Source organism: Halobacterium sp. GSL-19 (genome assembly GCF_016917855.1).
Classification (GTDB): domain Archaea; phylum Halobacteriota; class Halobacteria; order Halobacteriales; family Halobacteriaceae; genus Halobacterium; species Halobacterium salinarum.
On the sequence record NZ_CP070375.1, the window covers coordinates 42,861 to 60,740 of the forward strand.

Below are 17,880 nucleotides of genomic sequence, written 5' to 3' on the forward strand. Positions count from 1 at the left end.
GACTGCGTTCGAGGGCGACACTCGGATGGTGATGTTCACCGAGGGGTACGACACCCCGGTGCTCGTTACGCGAAACGAACGAAACGAATTCACCGAATCGGTCGCGACGGTCGCCGATGACCACCTGAAGTGCGAGCAAACCCGAATGGGGCCTCGGATCGTCGGCGAGGACAACTTCAAAATCAGAGGCATCGAAGCCCGGCAGCGATCGACCCCGCCGTTCATCGAGGACGTCCAGCGGGACTGTCTCGACCGGCTCGATGCCACGCGGTCACCAGACGCAGTGCTCGGACGGCTTGAACGAGCAGTCAACGAACTGCAGGCGGGCAACGTAGCAGTGAGCGGCTCGTCGAACGGAATTGTGTCTCCAAGCCGCTAGAGGGGTACTCTCAGAATACTCAGAACGTGGCCGCTTTGAAGCGAGCGCGTGAGCAGGAACTGGCAGTCCACCCGGGCCAGGATATCGAGTACGTGGTCGTCGACGACGAGAAATCCTCGCGGTTGAACATGATCTCCCGGAGCTGGTTGGCGTCGTATGGCTTGAAGAACAGCTCCTTGTGCTGGAAGCTGCTTTTCACGCGCTCGTTCACGTTGTCGACGTACTGTATCTTGTTGCTGATCGCGATGACGCCGACGCTACAGTCGATTTTCCCCGCCTCCTCAGCGCGCGAGAGCTTCATCAGCACGCTGTCGTCGTTCATCAAGTCGATCTCGTCGAGGATGATGATCACAGAATCGAATTGAGCGTCGAGCGTCTTCCAGAGGAGTTTGTAGTATTTCGACGTACTGAGGCCGGTATGAGGGACGGAGATTCCGGTCGAAGATTCATTGTTCAGCTTCGCGGCAAGTGAGGAGATTGCTTGGGTCTCGGTATTGTCTTCAGCACAGTCGATATACGCTGTTCCAATCTCGACGCCATCTTGAGCGGCATTTTGAGCTCGCTGGCAGACGTGTTTTGAAACGAGAGATTTACCGGTCCCAGTTTTCCCGTAGATCATCACGTTCTCCGGGGAGTACCCGTGGACAGCACCGTTGAGACGTTTCGCGAGCTTCGAGATTTCCTCGTCACGACCGACGATCCGGTCAGCCTCCGGCACGTGGCCGATTTTCAGGAGATCCTTGTTCGCGAAGATACGATGCCCGGATTCAAAGAGTGGATCGTCGACAGAACTGGGTGAAGAGTCGGGCGTCATTGAATATCACACGGTGTGAGCGGGGAGGGGGTATAAATCTAGTGGAGAACGCCATCCCACGTTTCCGACGTTTCTTGTCCGATATCAGCGGGAAAATGCCGTAATTCGGTGGAGTTGGATTGCTGACAATATAGCCTCGTTTCCGACGTGAGAAGGGAAACCCGTAGACGGACGCGTCGCCTCGATGTCGAATCCCGAACCCACACACCTCACGTTTCCGTCGTAATCACTGAATAGGTGGGGAGGGGACTCGAAGAGGACGTCCACGACAAGATTCCAAAGACGAGAGCGGCCTAGCCGTCCAAAGTTGGCCGTCTATAGAAGTAGCTGGAAAGGATTGTTTCGTCTGAAGGGGCGAAGTACTTCGCTCCCTCCCTACTCAAAGTACGCTTAATGAGCGTTTCTCAGCTATACTACTTTAATCTATGTTTTCCAGAAGTTGGTTCATCTCTAGATTGGTTTTAGGTCAACAGAATTAGTGGCTGCATACTACCAATCGTAGCCTCTCCCTACGCCGTCGTGGAGAAACGACGGAAACGTGGGGTGGGTGTCCTCCTCATCGAGTTTTACTCGTCCGGGTTGACCGGTCCCTTGTACTGAGAACGAATCTTCTCTCCCTCTCGCCACTGCCAGTAGTAGTAGCGATTGTCGTTGATCTCCTTGATCGTGATCGTCGCTTCGGCAGGGACATCATCCGAGAGATCATCTGGTCGCTCTTTGACCTCTTCTTGATCTGAGGACTCCTCAAGACAGGCCTCTCGTTCCTTGTGCTCGGCGAGCGCTTCAGCGTACGAAGCTACGTCTCGGAGCTGCTCCGGGTCCGACTCGTCGATCGTGTTGACGATCTCCGTCGCGAGGGTCGCCGGTGGGGACGGTGGTTCGGAGGACATCGACTCTCTCCGTCTTAACCAACACAGACTCTCTACGCATAATTTTGTTGATTAAGACGATGGGCCAAGCCCTGCTGTCACACGCTGCTGATCGACGACGGCAGCCGCCATCGTTCGTATTGTCTTCTCCTGTTCAGCCACATCGACGCCAACGAGGCGGACTTCCGAGCACAGGCGGCGACGCATGGCCTCAAAGCCGAACTCGACGCTGTGCTGCGCTACCTCGAGACGCACGGCGAGGTCAACGATGCCCGGCCCCCGGCGTGGGACAAGTTCGAAAAACTGGCGACTGACTACAAACTGCGACTATCTTGAGCCTGTACTTCGTTCCCCAACCGTGTCGTCTGTGCGCATCAGGTTGAATTGTAGGGATTTGTCGCTGTACCGAGGCGATAGATGTCCTCGACGGCATCGAAGTCGTCATCGAACGCGTACAGATGGCCGAGCCCTTCAGTTTGCATATACGCGACAATGCAGGCATCGACGAACGAGAGTGGTTCGTGCTGGCGAAAGAGTGCCTTCCCTGTCGCGAGGGCGCTGGTGGTGAGCGAGTCGATGTGGAAACGAGCGTTCTCTTCGATGCGATCGAGGAGATCAACGGCTGCGTCGTGTCCGGCGTGGGTCGTGAGACCGTTGAGCGTCTCGGCGAGAACGTAATCAAGGACAACTGCTTCCGGGAGCGTTCCAGTGTCGATGCCATGGAGCGCCGGAAGTGCGGTGTCGTGTGAATCGTCCCGCTTGTACGCGGCTGCAAACAGAACCGATGTATCGATGAGTGCGCGCGGCATTTACTCGACGTTGACGCCCCAAGAGTCGTGATTGCTGGTCACGTCAGTTACCTCCTCACCAGCGTAGCCGTCGAAATTGGCGAATGTGCCGGTCTGCTGTTGGATGACTTGCACCCGGATACTCCCGTCATCTTCGAGCTGCCAGCGGAGCTGATCACCGTCGTCAATATCGAGTTCACGTCGTATTCGAGCAGGGATGTTCGCTTGGTTCCCAGACACTTTGCTTTCGGCGTCGATTCTGTCGCTACTCATACCACCACGTATGTGACAGACCACGAAAGTCTAGTGTGTCGCCACACCACCCAGTACGTAACGGGAGATTCGACGAAGAGGCTGCTGATTTATCTTGAGATCGTTGAGAGCCCGCCGTCTGGGCGGGGAACGCGGCGGCAAACATCGCCGGTCGCGTAGATCCGTGGGAGAGAGCGTTCCTTGGGAATCGGAACGCGATGGCTCACCACGGAATGGGAGCGCCAGTGATAGCGCCACAGTCCACCGCAAGACGAGCGAGAACCCCAGGACCCGAGATGGAAACGACGCCGTGTATGTCCCCAACATCGACGAGCACACGGTCGATTCGTTGGCGGAGTCCGAGGCGGAGACCATCGACTCGGTACTGCTCCTCGTCGGAACCGGACCACACTCCGAACTCGCCGCAGAAGCTGCTCGTGCGATAGCTAAGGCGGCTGATGCACCAGTGACGGTTCTACACGTAGTCGATCCGGATGGCGCTGGTGAAAAAAGAGCGGACGCCGATGATCTCCTCAAATTCGCAGAGTACGTCTTGGGCCCAGACGTGACGGTGAACACGGAGCTTCAGGAAGCGCCAGAGGCGACCGAGGTAATCCTCGAGAAAGCCCAAGCACACGATCTCACCACGATTGGGGCACCCGAACAGCAGTCTCGACTCGAGGAGGTCGTGTTCGAACCGGTCCAGGAAACACTGACTCAGCGAAGTGGCGTAACAGTGCTCATGGCCAGGGACTCGGATCGAACGATACGGTCGCTCTATTACCGGTGGAAGCCGGGCATGGACGCGATAGAGGACGGTGATGAAGTTGACTGAAAGCCAAGCGGCAGTAGCGATTCGCATTCGTGAGGAGGCCCCCCGGTGAGATTCTGCGGCTTGGCTCGGATCTGGAAGGGCTCCGCGTTGTTCAGCAGTTGTCGGACAATTCACAGCCGGTTCTGTACCGGGCAACTCTCGAGGAGCAGATCGATGGGCCTGAATCCCTCCACTGGGCCGATCTTGGCCCTGTTAGGGATACCAACGAGACGCCCACTGAACGCTGAGATTGGATGTCTATCGACGAAGCTAGTAGGAGTAGACTACCCCATCCTGCAACAATTGGGGAAGTGCGTCTCTCAGGTTTACGTCGAGCCGAACACTGCTAAGAACCGTTACACTCGTTAGATAGCGGGAGCTTGAGTGTATTAATGACGTCTGAGGAGACCCAGCCTTGTTGTAAAATCGTCCGCGTCGCTGACGACTACGACATTTCAGAGATCGACGCGAAGCTGATCGAGCGACGGGATCACGGCGATAGCCTTCGAGACCTGGCTACATATTTGAACAAGCAGATTCTCTCAGAATCTCTCAATACGGGAACGCGAGAAGTGGTCGGTGATGCAGATAGTATCTATAATGTCCTGAGGGGGGATGATGTCAATCGAAGCCGTCAGGTAGAGTTGCGCTCGAAACTCGACAGGAACGGGATCGATGTTGAGGCGGTCGAGCGCGACTTCGTCTCCCATCAGACGGTTCGGAACCATCTGCACGACTGCAAAGCAATCGATACTGGGCGAAAATCGACGGTAGATGTCGACGATGCTCAAAAAACCATCGAGTGGGCTCAAGCACGGTCAGAAGGTGTGATCGAGCAAACCATTGAACGCCTTCGGAACGCAGGAAATGTATCCGACACCCCAGCTGAGATCACTCTGTCGGTACGAGTGGGGTGTTCTGCCTGCGGACGGACCTACCGGATCGGAGAGTTCCTCGAACAGCGGGGGTGCGACTGTCAAACCGATGCGAAGTGAGCCAGCAGTATGGAGACGAATGCCGTGTCGCTTATTTACCGCTGTCGAGTAGGGGAACGTATGAGCCAACATGACACGGACGGGCGTGTTTCTGTATACGCCGAAAACATCGGCGGTATCTCGCAGTGCGACGTGACGTTCAAACCCGGAGTTAATGTCTTACGGGGGCGAAACGCCACAGGCAGAACGTCACTCCTCAACGGTCTCGCTGGTGTGCTTGGAGGGACCGCCCCCGTACTCAAGGGGGACGAACAAGAGGCAGAGGTCCGGCTCGAGTTCAATGGGACCACGTACGACCAGCAGTATACACGCAAGAACGGGACAGTGCAAGCCGCCGGTCAGCCTGTCACAGAGCGTCGTGATCTGGTCGATCTGTTCGTTTGTTTGACCGCGGAGAACCCTGCCCGTCGGGCAATCGTTCAGGACGGAAACTTGCGAGACGTGATTATGCGGCCTGTCGACACTGGTTCAATCCAGCGCCGTATCGAGGACCTCCAGAGCGAGCGAAACCGAATCGGACAGCGGATCAGAGCAATTGAAGACGATCTCGACCAACGCACGTCGCTCACGAGCCGAAAAACAACGTTGGTGAGTGACCTAGACGAGTGTGACCAAGAGATCGAGGAGTTACGGAACCAACTGGAACAGTTTGATGCCGACCCGGAAGAAGCAGAGGAAATCGAACAGGCACTCACGTCGTTGGAAGAGCGAAAGCAAGAGCTTGAATCGATCACAAATCGAATCCGAACCCAAGAAGACACACGCGAAGCTTTGCGGGATGAGCAGAGCGAGCTCCAAACGGAACGAGAGGCTATTGAAACCTCAGAGGAGGAACTGAAACGGATCGAAACGAGGCTGTCTGAACTCACTTCTCGCGAGCGCTCGCTTGCAACGACAATTAATGACCTCTCTGCCATCGTCGATTTCAACGAAGATCTGGTTTCAAACGCTGATTCAGACCTTCTTCGTTCCGGAGACGCAGCGGAGTCACCGGTCTCGAAACTCAACCCAATGTCGGAGACCGTCGAATGTTGGACATGTGGAACGGAAGTCGAACGAAACCGAATTGCTGGTCGGCTGGACGACCTCCGCGATCTCGTTGACGAGAAACGGACCGAGCGGTCCGAGGTGCAAACAGAGATTGAGGAACTGCGTGAATCACAGCAGGAGTTGCAGGAGGTAATCCACCGACGAGACGAAATCGGACAGCGTCTTAGCGAGATTTCATCGGAGATTGCACAACGAGACCAGACTCTGGAATCACTGAGCGAAGAGCGCGAAGACGTCCACCAACGACTCTCTGAACTCGAAGAGTTTGTCTCGGAGCGAGAAGCTCTGCAGGAGAGCGAACTCACCGAGCAGTACCAGCAGCTTAGTGAACTCGAATACCAGCGGGGGCAACTCGAGGAGGAGTTATCTGCTGTTCGAGAGGAGCTCGCGGAATTGGACCGGCTTGAAAACGAACGAGACCAACTCCAGGCACAGCAGGATGAGATTCAAGCAGAATTAGTGAGTCAACGAACCCAAATTCGGGACCTCGAGGAGAGCGCAATCACTGCATTCAATGACCATATGGAGGAGATTTTGGATGTGCTTCGCTACAAGAACATCGCCCGTGTCTGGATCGAACGGAAAGAGGGTGCAGAATTCAATTCGAGCCACGGAGGGTATCGAGGTGGATCTGCGACCAAATTCGAGTTACATGTCGTTCGCGAGACTGATGAAGGGCGTGGATACGAGGATACCGTGCAGAGCCTCAGTGAGAGTGAACGGGAAGTAGTGGGACTAGTAGTAGCGTTAGCGGGATATCTCGTGCATGATGTCTACGAGGTCATTCCGATGATGTTGTTGGATTCGCTGGAGGCAATCGACGCCGACCGGATCGCTGCGCTGGTTGATTACTTCGCTGATTATGCGCCTTATCTGATTGTCGCTCTCCTTCCCGAGGATGCAGACGCCCTCGGTGGCGACGAAACTTCTGTTGTCCCCGCGAGTTTCGCCTCGGAGGAGTGAGGGATTCGACGACCCAACTCGATTTACAACAGAATTGCTGTAAAACACTCTGGATGCTACTCCGTATCAGAATCACCGGTCCGTTTTGCTTCAGGTTTGAACGGTTCAACCACCTCGTTAATGATCCCCTCCTTGGAGAACACGGTAACGAGGTCGTCCGTCTCTATCTGTGTGTTACCTCGGGGGATGATGATTTCACCGTCACGTTCGACTGCAACGACAACCATGCTGGGCGGAAGGAACCCCGCGACGTCTGCCTGTTCAAGCGTCTTTCCGATGATTGGCGCCCCATCTGCAACTGAGATCTCAAAGACTTCAGCTCCACCGTCTCTATCGCCAACGTGCATGAAGCCCTGAATGCCCGGATCATGGGTGCCTCGAAACAGATATTCCGCGATCAATCGTTGTGGGTTCTCGATGATAGTGGCTCCTAGCTGTCGAAACAGTGGAATGTTTTCCTCCGCGTGGACAACACTGACGAGTGTTTCACAGCCCAACTCACGGGCTAACATCAGCACCATCAGGTTCGTGGTGTCTTGATCAGTAGTTGCGATGATTGCATCAGCGTTGCCCACCTCAGCCTCGTGCAGCGTTTCGCGTTCGGTGGCGTCATCGTGGATGACGTGGCAGTTCTCGTCCGCTTTAAACTCGTGAGCTCGCTCGTGCTCCTGTTCGATTACAGTGACGCCGATGTTGGCATCGGCCGCTAGTTCGATTACACTCGAACCTATTCTGCCGGCACCAACGATTACTGTCGTCATAGTGATATCGACTTTGCGGAGGGGAAATATAAAACACTGGTAGATCCAGAACTGTGGCAGCGAGCATCTTCATCGGGAGCGAAAGAAAACATCGAGGCTCACTGAACGCTATTTTTAAGCGAAGTGTTGCGTTGGGCTCGGATTAAGGGATGTACACCACCGTGGCTTTACACTGAATTTGTTGTAAAACTCCGTCCATACTCCGACAAATATAAATAAGGAGAAATCATCCGGGCCAGTTGCACATGCTAATCGGCGAAGCGGTACTGGCAGTAGTGACTGTAGCGGTCGTGGCGTACCTGACGTACGTCATGATGTACCCAACGAGGTTCTAACAATGGCGAGTCCACCACCAATCGTCGAGTACGCGGTGTTCTTCACCATCCTTGCCGTCCTCGTTTTCGTGGCCGGCGAGTACCTCGCGTGGGTGTACCGCGAACAGGCGAACAGCGACCATCGACCACCGGGTTACTTGTCCTGGTTCGAACGATTAGACGAGATATTCACACCCATCGAGAACGGCTTATATCGCCTGTCCGGAATTAATCCGAGACGGGAGATGACCTGGAAAGGGTACCTAAAGGCGGTACTCGTGTTTAACGTGTGTATCTGGGTGTTGTTGTTCGTTGTGTTGATGTTCCAGGATGCCCTCCCGATGAACTTCGTCGGAGTTGGCGGTGAGAGCTGGGACCTCGCATTCCACACCGCGAGTTCGTTCACCTCGAACACGAACCAGCAACACTACAGCGGTGAGACCCTCTCGGTGTTCACCCACACGTTCGGTATCGGAATCGCGATGTTCTTGACGCCCGCGACCGGGCTGGCACTCATGCCTGCGTTCGCCCGTGCGTTCACGAACAAAGAGGACCCGCGGCTCGGGAACTTCTACGAGAACGTCGTTCGGGGGCTCGTTCGGTTCCTCCTCCCGATCTCGCTGCTCATCGCGATCATCCTGATGGCTGAGGGATCCGTCCAGACGATTCTGGGAGGCCAACTCACTGCAAACACGTTCACGATGGGCATCCAGAACATCCGCATCGGCCCCCATGCGGGGATCGAGGCGATCAAGATGTTCGGAACGAACGGCGGTGGGATCAACGCTGCGAACGCGGCGACAGCGTTCGAGAACCCTACCCCCCTGAGTAACCTCGTCCTGACGCTGGCGATGCCGATCGGCACGTTCAGCGCAATCTACGCGTGGGGCGCGTGGGTCGGCAATCGAAGCCACGGAGTCGCAATCGTGGCCGCGTTCTTCGTCATCTACATGGCTCTCACTGGTGTCGCGGTCGTCGGTGAGACCGGCACGAACGCCGGCATGGTGGTTACTGGAAATGGCCTGCACGTCGACCAGACCGTTGGGAACATGGAGGGCAAGGAGACACGCTTCGGACCGACGGCCAGTGCGATCTGGGGGCTGTCGACCACGGGTACGACGAATGGGGGTGTCAACAGCATGCACAACAGCTGGACCGCACTCGGTGCGTTCTCCTTGCTGTTCGCGTTCGCCACCAACAACATCAGTAACGGTGTTGGCACGGGGCTGTTGAACATCCTGATGTTCGTCATCCTCACTGCCTTCATCGGCGCGCTGATGATCGGCCGCCGCCCGCAGTACCTCGGGAAGAAGCTCGAGTGGCAGGAGATGCGGTACGTCTTCGTCGTTATCCTCGTACTCCCGATACTGGTACTGATCCCGCAGGCAGCGGCCGTCGTGTACCAGGGCGCGATCGATTCGATGAACAACCCCGGGTTCCGCGGGTTCTCCGAGGTGCTCTACGAGTTCTTCTCGGCATCCGCGAACAACGGGAGCGGGTTCGAGGGGCTCGGCGACGGGACGCTGTTTTTCAACCTCGTCAACGGCGTCCAGGTGCTCCTGGCCCGGTACGTTCCGATCACAGCACAGCTCGCGATCGCCGGCTATCTCGCCAACAAGAAGGTGAGCCCCGAATCAAAGGGGTCTCTCGACACTGACACGCCGGCGTTTGTTGGACTCCTGATCGGTGTCATCATCATCGTTAGCGCGCTGGTGTTCCTGCCGGCGCTGGTGTTCGGCCCGATCGGTGAACTACTGAGCGGAGGGATCTGACATGGCAGAGATCACAGTCACAATAGACACGGACCAACAGAAGCAGGCGATCAGCGATTCGTTCGCCAAGCTGGACCCGCAGTACCTGGTTAAGAACCCGGTGTTGTTCGTCGTCGAACTCGGGACGATAATCGGCTTGGTGATGACGATCGCTCCGGGACTGTTCGGCGCGACCGGCTCGCGCGTGTACTACGCGGTCATCACGGTGTTGCTTGGCTTCACCGTAATATTCGCGAACTACGCCGAGGCGTACGCGGAACTGGAGGGTGAAGCGCAGGCAGATAGTCTCCGTGCATTGCAGACGGAAGCCGAGGGCAAACTACTCCAGAACGACGACGTCGACATCGAAGACATCAGCGAAGACGACTACGAGGTGGTCGCGAGCACTGAGATCGAGCAGGATGCGGTCGTCTTCGTCGACGAGGGTGACATCATCCCACGCGACGGGACCGTCGTCGAAGGCAGTGCCTCGGTCGACGAATCCGCGATCACCGGCGAATCCGAACCGGTCATCCGCCAGTCCGGCGGTGACCGGACGTCCGTGGTCGGTGGGACCGAAGTGCTCTCCGACCGGATCAAGGTCGAAGTGACCTCCGAGGAGGGCGAATCGTTCCTCGACCAGATGATCGGCCTCGTCGAGGACGCTCAGCGGCAGAAGACGCCGAACGAGATCGCGATGACGATCCTCTTGAGTGGACTGACCCTCGTGTTCGTCGTCGCCGTCGCAACGATGTTCTTCTTCGGCGAATACCTCGCCAGCTTCGTCGGTGGATTCGCTGGCCTGGACGTCGCCGAACTGGTTGCGCTGCTCGTCGCGCTCATGCCGACCACCATCGGTGCGCTGCTGGCAGCCATTCGCGTCGCCGGGATGACTCGCGTCACGCGGCGCAACGTCATCGCGAAGTCCGGACGGGCAGTCGAGGCAGCCGGTGATCTCGACGCGCTGATCCTCGACAAGACGGGGACGATCACGACCGGTGAGCGCGTCGCACAGGACTTTCACCCGCTCGGTGACGCGGACGACGCAGACGTCGTCCGGGCGAGCTATCAGTCGTCACTGTACGACGAGACGACCGAGGGTCGTTCGATCGTCAAGCTCGCTGAGAAGATGAACGGGAAGGTACAGACCGACGGCGGACAGTCTGCTTCCGAGGAGCTCGACGAACCCGGCGATTCCGTCGACGCACCTCGTGACGTGTCTGTCACCCTCGATGCCGAGGGGCTGTCCGAAAGCAACTTCGTCCCGTTCTCTGCGGAGACGCGGATGAGTGGAATCGACCTTTCGGATGGGACGGAGATCAGAAAGGGTGCCGTTGACGCAGTTGAAGAGTACGCGACTACCGTGCCGGGGAAACTCCGGCAGAAGTCGAACGCGATCAGTGAGAGCGGCGGGACGCCGCTGGCAATCGCCGTCGACGGGCAGGTCGTCGGCATCATCGAACTGCAAGACGAGCTGAAGCCGGGGATCGCCGATCGGATCGCGGAGATACAGAAGATGGGTGTCGAGACGATCATGGCGACCGGTGACAACCAACGGACGGCACGCTGGGTTGCCGATCAGGTCGGCATCGACGAATTCCACGCGGAATTCGACCCTGAGGAGAAAATCGAACTCGTGGAAGACATCCAGGACGACGGGAAGCTCGTCGGTATGACCGGCGACGGGACGAACGACGCCCCGGCACTGGCGAAGGCCGACGTCGGCCTCGCAATGAACGCAGGGACGAACGCTGCGAAGGAAGCCGGTAACATGGTCGACCTCGACTCCAACCCCTCGAAGATCATCGAGGTCGTCGGTATCGGGAAGCAGCTACTGATGACTCGCGGGTCGCTGACGACGTTCTCGGTCGCAAACGACGTCGCGAAGTACTTCGTGTTGCTTCCGGCGATCCTCGCGGCCGCGATCCCCGGACTGGGGGCGATGGACATTTTGAACCTGTCCACGCCAGCGAGCGCGGTGACGGCGACGCTGATGTACAACGCGTTCATCATTCCGCTGCTTATTCCCCTCGCACTCCGTGGTGTTGATTACAAAGCCCAGAGCGGTGCACAGCTGCTGCGGAAGAACCTCATCGTATACGGTGGCGGTGGCCTCATCGCCCCGTTCATCTTCATCAAGGCGATCGACATGCTGTTCGTTGCCTTAGGGGTGTTCCAATAATGAACCGCCAAGATCTCGCAGTGCCACTGCGGCTCCTCGGTGTGAGCCTGCTCGTTTTCGGGCTGCTCTACCAGGGGTCGCTGATGGCCATCGGTGATGCAGTGTTCCCGAACAGTTCCGCTGGTAGTCCCGTCTACGTTGACGGCCAAGAGCAGCCGGTCGGCTCGCAGATGATCGGCCAGCAGTTCCGTCCCGGCCAGCCTGAGGACGTCCAGTACTTCTGGTCGCGTCCCTCGGCGAACGATTACAACGCGATGACGTCTGCCAGCACCAACTGGGGCCCGACGAATCCGCTCTTGAGTGAGCGGGTCCGTGCGGACCTCCAGAACATCTCGCAGTACGAGACTCCGGACGACTCCGTCCCGGTCAATCTCGTCTCCGAGTCGGGCTCCTCGTACGACGCCCACATTTCCCCGGCGGCGGCGGAGTATCAGGTGCTGCGAGTTGCCAATCAGACTGGCATCTCCGAGCAGCGCCTGAACGAGATGATCGACGAGGCGACGAAGGAGCCGTGGCTCGGTATCTGGGGTCACGAGCGTGTGAACGTACTCGAACTCAACCTCATGGTCCGAGACGCACTCAACGAGCAGAACGAGACTGACCAGAACAGCGATATGAACGCGTCCGAAATAGCGAACGGTGACCACTAATGTCAGCACGAAACGAAACCGGTTACGAGCGCGTGCTCGTTCCAGTCGGCGACAAGTCGGATCCGAACATGCTCACCGAGCTGTCGAGCATCCTCGTAGACCCGAGGCGCGGTGCCGTTCGGTTCACGCATGTGACGACAGATCGGAGTTTCGTCGGAAGCCAAGAGAACTGGCGCACGGGGTCCGATAGCGTCGCCGAAAGCCAACACACCCTTCGCGAAGAAGGGATCGAGAGTACAGGGACGATCCGGACGGCCTCCTCAGCCCTAGACGGGATCCTGGAGGAAGCCGAGGAGTACGAAGCGGATGCCATCCTCATCGGGTGGACAGACAAGGACTCGGTGTCGAGTCTCGTCGACAAGCTCCTTCGGAAGGCGGGCTGTGACGTCATCGTCTTCAGTGCCGACCGGGATCCGATAGACACTGACTCGATACTGGTGCCAGTGGTCGTCAAACCCGACGCAAACCGCCTCCAAATGCTTGCGATCATGAGCCAACGAACTGGCGCCTCGATAACCTTCACGTACGTCACGGGCGACGAGGGAACGGACGAGGAGGGACGCGGCCTCCTCGATCAGTCGGCCGAACGGCTCGCCGAGTACGGGGTTCAAGCTGAGACTGAGCTCAAGAGCGCAAGCAGTGCTGTCGACGCACTCGGCCAACTGTCCGAGGACTACGACGTGATGGTTATCGGGACCTCACGCGGGTGGTGGCTTCGGAAGACGCTGTTCGGCCGGAAGACAGACAAGATCGCGCAAGAAGCGCAGTGCTCGCTTCTAATGCACAAGTGGCAGGGGGAGGTGCCACCGGAGTCCTGAGGGCCGCCGTGACAGACTCACGCAACGCGGCCGACGCTATCAACGCGTGAGCCGGCTCGTGTCGAACAGATTCAGACCGCGAGAGCAACAACAAACAAGGAGCATTTCCAAGCGACGTACATCGCCCGAGGAACCGACCACGACGCGGATGCTGCCCGTTCTGGTATGAGCGCCCCTTGATCGCGGTCGGTTCGTAATCGCGGATCTAGAACGGGAAGACCGGTGGATGTCCGTTGCACAAGAAGTCACTGATAGCCTAGAAACCACCCGGTGAGTTGTGGCACGTTCACCCGGTTGACCCCACCGAGACCCGCTCACCCCTCAGGGTGACTCGGATCTGTATTGGTTCTTCTGCCGTGAGCAACAGAACCACACATCAATCGTTATGAGGGGTGGATTCGATACCCAACTATGGATCGCTCGCATCCACCCCTCGGGATCAGCGTTGTCTCCGGCATCTGGTTGCTGATGGGGCTGTTGAATGGAGCACAGACCGTTCGAGTTGTGACCACCGGACCAGTGTCGTCCGAACTTTTGCTCCCGCTTGGTCTGGTCAGCGGAGTCTCGATTGCCTACCTCGTGGTCGGGATCGGTCTCTGGAGAACCCGGTCATGGGCATGGAAAGGTGCCATCGTACTGGCGGTCATCGGTATTGTCGGGAGTTTCCTTCAGCAACCCGTGGGACTGCTCATTGCCCTCTTGTTGCTCTGCGTTGGGGGCTATCTGATACTTGAGCGTGACCAGTTCCTGTCTGCCGAAGGTGCCATTTGACTTTCAGTCACGAAACGATGACTGGGTTTGAGTCCGCCAAGACTGTAGATGCCCCACCGAACGATGTGGACGGCTGGACTGGTGTCTTCGTCACGGCCCACCGTTCGCATTGGGTTCTTCTCTGCGTTCGCGGCTTGCTTCGCTCGCAATCGACTATTCCGGGAGTGAATCAACACTCACATAGTGTGTAAAGACTACCCGTAGCAACATCACGAAAACCAGGCAGGAAGCGGGGATTGCCAGCGAGGGTGGCAGGACTCGCATCGTGACTATCCACTTGGCCGCTACTGCGTCGCCTCTGAACTCCGAGACGGGACCCCGGAAGCGGTATCTCGAGCCCGATTGGGCAAGACGACTATTCCTTCGGTGATCACGGCTTGTCGTGAGTGGCCTCTTCTGTACTTCCAAACCCCAAGAATTGGAGTCTCTCCTCAGAGTCAATCAACGAAACTGCTTCGATCTTGATATCGAACCCGGCCAGATCGTTTTGAATGGCCGCAGGTTGGCTTTGGCAGTTCGCGATAGCGACGACATGGAAGCTGTGGCTGCCACTGTGGTTGATCCGAGTACGAGTTACTGCGGAAAGTTGTCCGACCTTCTGGGAGATACTCTCGTATCCATCCGGCAATATTGTGCAAACGAAAAGTACCGAGAGAAATCCGAGCCGCCCGTATTGACCTCCTCCCGCGCCTGAAGACGCGGGAATCCCACCACGGGATTTCAGGCCGGGCGTGGCCCTATGGTTTCAAGACGCATACGTCCCAAGCGTCTCCTGCGTGGTAGCATCGGCTAGGGTGTCTTGCGGGGCGGTCAAACGCCCCCCATCCCCAGCCGAGTCATCGCCATCCGTGTGTTCTCTTGAATGGCTCTCTCCGCTGAGGTAGCGGTCTGCGATGTTTATCGCGCCGTTCACGTCCGCTTGGTACTCGCCCATCCAGCAAGCGTCGTTCGTACACTTGAACGTCGCCTGTCGCGGGCGATACCCCACTTCACCGCAAGCGTGGCACTCTTTCGACGTGTTGCACGGGTTCACCGTCTCGACGGGGATGCCCTTCTCGACGGCCTTGTAGCGTATCTGCGCGTGGAGTTTGGCGAATCCCCATCCGTGGAGACGCCGATTCATGTACTCACCGTAGTCCATCGACTCCCGTATGTACGTCAGGTCTTCTAAAACGAGAACCGGGTTCTCGACGGACTCGGCGTACTCCACGACCTCGCGGGTGACGCGGTGGAATACGTCGTCTATCTGGTCCCATATGTCGTCCCCGAAGGACTCCACGATACGCTCGCTTCCGCGCGTCTGGAGTCGTCGTGTGGCGGTGAAGTAGGTCTTGCGGAGCCGACGAACGGTCTTGCCCTCGTCGGCCCACAGTTCGGGCGCGGTCGGAGAACCGTGGCCGTCGCGGTGACACACCGTGGCGAGTGACGCTTCCCCGATGTCCACTCCGATGGGCGTCCGTTCTTCGGCGGACACATCGGAGCGTTCCTCTACGTCGCGGGTGGCGGTGACGTGGAGATACCACGTTCCGTCCCGCTCGAACAGCCGACTTTCGCCCATCGTGGCGTCTCCCGCGTTCAACGCTTCCAACCAGTCCCGCTGTTCAGGGTTCGGCTGTGCTGGCATCCAGAGGTGGTAGTCCTCGTGGTGCGGGATTTTGACGTACCACTCGATGGCGTTCTCGGGCTTGTGGTCGAGTCGTAGCCCTCCGTTCGTGAAGCGGACGGGGTGGTCGTCGTGAAGTTCGCCCGCGTTGTACGTCGTCGTGAGTTGCGGGACGTACTTCTTGAGCGCGTTCTTCGCGTACCCGCTCAGGTCGTAGTTGACCACCACGTCGTTCGCTTCGGTCTGCGTGGTACATCCGGCGTCGAAAGCGTCTTGGAGGGCTTGCTGGTACGCCTCTCGCGTCTCACGAAGTTTCCTCCGCTTGTGGGCGTTCGGCTCTACCAGTTTAAGTTCGAGCGTCTTCGTGAGTTCGGTCACGAATCGCCCTCCTTGTGTTGCTGGATGTAGTTCTCGACTGTCTCGCTCGAAACGTGCCCGGCGGTCCCTGCGTAGTATCCTCGCGCCCATCCGATTTTCTCGCCGTCGTGGTCGGCGTATCGGTGGTTGTACTTGCGTGAGGAGATGCCCTTGAACCAATTGGCGAGTAGTGCCGGTTCGTTCTTGGGTGGGCTACTGACGAACAGGTGAACGTGGTCGTGCTGTACGGTGAGGTCGAGTATTTCGACGCCTTTGTCGGCGGCTATTTCGTGGAGGATGGACCGGACACGACTGGCGACCTCGTTGACGAGTACCGACTGGCGGTACTTCGGCAACCACACGATGTGGTAGTTGAGGTTGTAGGTCGCGTGCCGTGTGGTCTTCATCCGTGCTGCACACTATGGTCCGTTGGCGTCTTAATATTACCGATAGAACGGTTGGAAATCCATTCGTGGCATCGTCGGTGGGTGTGTAGGCTATGGTCCGCTTGACCCCCGCCTAAAGACGGGGGTATGCGCTCGTATCTTTATCACCCCGCTCGACTCCAGTTTGTCGATTCGGATCGTTCCTGGTGTCACATCGACTTTCGCTGCCGTGTCCGGAGTTGAGCGCTGTCGTGCATTGAGCAGGAGATCGGTGAGCAGCTGTGCGTCAATCGCGTCAGTCTCGTACACTGAACCCCGTTCTTCTGCAACTCGAGTTCATTGGTCATGTTTCTGTCCACCCTTCTAGCGCGCCGAAGAGGCGGGCCATCATCGACTGGTTGATCAGGTCGATTGCTACGTCATCACCGTCGTCAACCGACCCGATGAAGCCGAGGGGAACCTGTCCACCGGCCATATCGTGGTGGCCACCGGCACTCCCGACCTGATCGAACGTTTCTTCCATCACGTTGCCAATATGAAGCTGGGAATTGCTCGTTCTACCACTGAGGTGGACGTTGTCATCTACGATGCCGTACACAATGGTCGTACTCACACCCTCCAACTGGAGAAGGTAATCAGCAGCCTGTGGAACAGCGTCGCGTTCACGAATCCATCCGAGAGAGGACACGAGGCAGGAGCCCCGGACCTCTCGATTGGCAATCGCATCGCCGATTCCGCTAATCGTCTCAGGTGTGAACACCGAGTTGGTCAACTCTTCGATGATATTGTGATCTGCATGCGGGTGGAGCACACACGCAGCTGCATGTTCCGTAGATGTCGTCTCACGGTTGAAATCCAGCGTTTCACGGTGGAGTGCGAACAAGAGTGCGGTAGCGAGGCGTTCTTCAAGTTCAATACTAAATATCTCCAAGTACCGGGTTAGAAGCGTGGCCGTTGCCCCAACAGCAGGTCGAAGATCTACGAACTGGCCCTGGAGGCCATCAGTTGGGTGATGGTCAATGATGATATCCGGCGTCATCTCTTCAACAGCAGAATTGTTTTGTCCCGGAATACCGTGATCAACGAACGCGACTAGACCATAGTCAGAGAGTGAAACCTGATCAATCGGTGTTAGCTCTATATCGAGAACATTGATCATCGCTCGATTCTGTTGATGCGTAACTGTCCCACCGTATACGATATCCACGGTCGGGACCTCCCACTCCTTGGCAATCGCTTCCAGTGCGAGGGCACTGGCGAGCGTGTCTGGGTCGGGATTATCGTGGCAAAGAATCGCGAGTGAATCAGTGGAGGCTACCAGTTCCTGGAATCGCTGGTAGTCGATATCCGAGTCATCCATTAT

The 17,880-nt window shown here is 57.5% G+C and carries 16 protein-coding genes and 3 pseudogenes; 11 read left to right on the plus strand and 8 right to left on the minus strand.

All coding sequences use genetic code 11. From position 1 onward, the window contains the following. Positions 1 to 154 precede the first annotated feature (154 nt). A pseudogene (locus JT689_RS00160) lies at positions 155 to 501 on the plus strand (DNA polymerase domain-containing protein); the annotation flags it as partial. Here JT689_RS00160 and orc4 read toward each other — a convergent pair. Next, positions 492 to 1,193, minus strand: a pseudogene (gene orc4, locus JT689_RS00165) (DNA replication protein Orc4); the annotation flags it as partial. The pseudogenes JT689_RS00160 and orc4 sit on opposite strands and share 10 nt — an antisense overlap. Positions 1,194 to 1,759: 566 nt before the next feature. Next, on the minus strand, positions 1,760 to 2,083 hold the full coding sequence (locus JT689_RS00170) for a hypothetical protein (RefSeq protein ID WP_010904049.1): 324 nt from the start codon (positions 2,081 to 2,083) through the stop codon (positions 1,760 to 1,762). A gap of 63 nt (positions 2,084 to 2,146) precedes the next feature. On the opposite strand from JT689_RS00170, the pseudogene JT689_RS12290 reads away from it, so the two are divergent. Continuing rightward, positions 2,147 to 2,398 (plus strand): annotated as a pseudogene (locus tag JT689_RS12290) (transcriptional regulator TrmB); the annotation flags it as partial. A gap of 38 nt (positions 2,399 to 2,436) precedes the next feature. Here the strand turns inward: JT689_RS12290 and JT689_RS00175 are convergent. Next, positions 2,437 to 2,871 carry a PIN domain-containing protein gene (locus JT689_RS00175; protein ID WP_010904050.1) on the minus strand — a complete coding sequence of 145 codons (435 nt, stop codon included), beginning with the start codon at positions 2,869 to 2,871 and terminating at the stop codon, positions 2,437 to 2,439. Next, the gene (locus JT689_RS00180; protein WP_010904051.1) at positions 2,872 to 3,123 is read right to left on the minus strand and encodes an AbrB/MazE/SpoVT family DNA-binding domain-containing protein; all 252 of its coding nucleotides are present in this window, start codon (positions 3,121 to 3,123) and stop codon (positions 2,872 to 2,874) included. 163 nt (positions 3,124 to 3,286) lie between these two features. Between JT689_RS00180 and JT689_RS00185 the strand changes: the two genes are divergently transcribed. The 3 genes from JT689_RS00185 (at position 3,287) to sph2 (ending at position 6,924) form a co-directional block, all read left to right on the plus strand. After that, positions 3,287 to 3,937 carry a universal stress protein gene (locus JT689_RS00185; protein WP_012289615.1) on the plus strand — a complete coding sequence of 217 codons (651 nt, stop codon included), beginning with the start codon at positions 3,287 to 3,289 and terminating at the stop codon, positions 3,935 to 3,937. Positions 3,938 to 4,308: 371 nt separating this feature from the next. After that, the gene (gene rdfA / locus JT689_RS00190; protein WP_010904053.1) at positions 4,309 to 4,911 is read left to right on the plus strand and encodes a rod-determining factor RdfA; all 603 of its coding nucleotides are present in this window, start codon (positions 4,309 to 4,311) and stop codon (positions 4,909 to 4,911) included. Between the two features lie 60 nt (positions 4,912 to 4,971). After that, positions 4,972 to 6,924 carry an SMC-like protein Sph2 gene (sph2, locus tag JT689_RS00195; protein ID WP_227970948.1) on the plus strand — a complete coding sequence of 651 codons (1,953 nt, stop codon included), beginning with the start codon at positions 4,972 to 4,974 and terminating at the stop codon, positions 6,922 to 6,924. A gap of 56 nt (positions 6,925 to 6,980) precedes the next feature. Here the strand turns inward: sph2 and JT689_RS00200 are convergent, their stop codons facing one another. Then, complete coding sequence (locus tag JT689_RS00200; protein ID WP_010904055.1) at positions 6,981 to 7,685, minus strand: TrkA family potassium uptake protein; 705 nt, start codon at positions 7,683 to 7,685, stop codon at positions 6,981 to 6,983. 245 nt (positions 7,686 to 7,930) lie between these two features. On the opposite strand from JT689_RS00200, the gene kdpF reads away from it, so the two are divergent. The 6 genes from kdpF (at position 7,931) to JT689_RS00230 (ending at position 14,171) form a co-directional block, all read left to right on the plus strand. Then, entirely contained in the window at positions 7,931 to 8,020 is a 90-nt protein-coding gene (kdpF, locus tag JT689_RS00205) for a potassium-transporting ATPase subunit KdpF (protein ID WP_012289616.1), read from the plus strand. Between the two features lie 2 nt (positions 8,021 to 8,022). Continuing rightward, positions 8,023 to 9,771: a potassium-transporting ATPase subunit KdpA gene (gene kdpA, locus JT689_RS00210; RefSeq protein WP_010904056.1), complete on the plus strand. Its 1,749-nt coding sequence runs from the start codon at positions 8,023 to 8,025 to the stop codon at positions 9,769 to 9,771. A 1-nt stretch (position 9,772) separates the two neighbouring features. Then, the gene (gene kdpB, locus JT689_RS00215) at positions 9,773 to 11,932 is read left to right on the plus strand and encodes a potassium-transporting ATPase subunit KdpB (RefSeq protein WP_010904057.1); all 2,160 of its coding nucleotides are present in this window, start codon (positions 9,773 to 9,775) and stop codon (positions 11,930 to 11,932) included. Continuing rightward, positions 11,932 to 12,582, plus strand: a complete 651-nt coding sequence (kdpC, locus tag JT689_RS00220; RefSeq protein WP_010904058.1) for a potassium-transporting ATPase subunit KdpC — start codon at positions 11,932 to 11,934, stop codon at positions 12,580 to 12,582. Before kdpB ends, kdpC begins: the two co-directional genes overlap by 1 nt. After that, positions 12,582 to 13,400 carry a universal stress protein gene (locus tag JT689_RS00225; RefSeq protein ID WP_010904059.1) on the plus strand — a complete coding sequence of 273 codons (819 nt, stop codon included), beginning with the start codon at positions 12,582 to 12,584 and terminating at the stop codon, positions 13,398 to 13,400. Before kdpC ends, JT689_RS00225 begins: the two co-directional genes overlap by 1 nt. Before the next feature lie 411 nt (positions 13,401 to 13,811). Further along, complete coding sequence (locus tag JT689_RS00230) at positions 13,812 to 14,171, plus strand: hypothetical protein (protein ID WP_010904060.1); 360 nt, start codon at positions 13,812 to 13,814, stop codon at positions 14,169 to 14,171. A 745-nt stretch (positions 14,172 to 14,916) separates the two neighbouring features. Here JT689_RS00230 and JT689_RS00235 read toward each other — a convergent pair. The 3 genes from JT689_RS00235 to JT689_RS00245 all read right to left on the minus strand — a co-directional run bounded on the left by JT689_RS00235 (position 14,917) and on the right by JT689_RS00245 (position 17,877). Next, positions 14,917 to 16,152: an RNA-guided endonuclease TnpB family protein gene (locus JT689_RS00235; protein WP_205250684.1), complete on the minus strand. Its 1,236-nt coding sequence runs from the start codon at positions 16,150 to 16,152 to the stop codon at positions 14,917 to 14,919. Then, positions 16,149 to 16,538 (minus strand): IS200/IS605-like element ISH35 family transposase, encoded by a 390-nt coding sequence (gene tnpA, locus JT689_RS00240; RefSeq protein WP_010904062.1) that lies wholly within the window; start codon positions 16,536 to 16,538, stop codon positions 16,149 to 16,151. Before tnpA ends, JT689_RS00235 begins: the two co-directional genes overlap by 4 nt. A gap of 322 nt (positions 16,539 to 16,860) precedes the next feature. Then, positions 16,861 to 17,877 (minus strand): bifunctional oligoribonuclease/PAP phosphatase NrnA, encoded by a 1,017-nt coding sequence (locus JT689_RS00245; RefSeq protein ID WP_227970949.1) that lies wholly within the window; start codon positions 17,875 to 17,877, stop codon positions 16,861 to 16,863. Positions 17,878 to 17,880 lie beyond the last annotated feature (3 nt).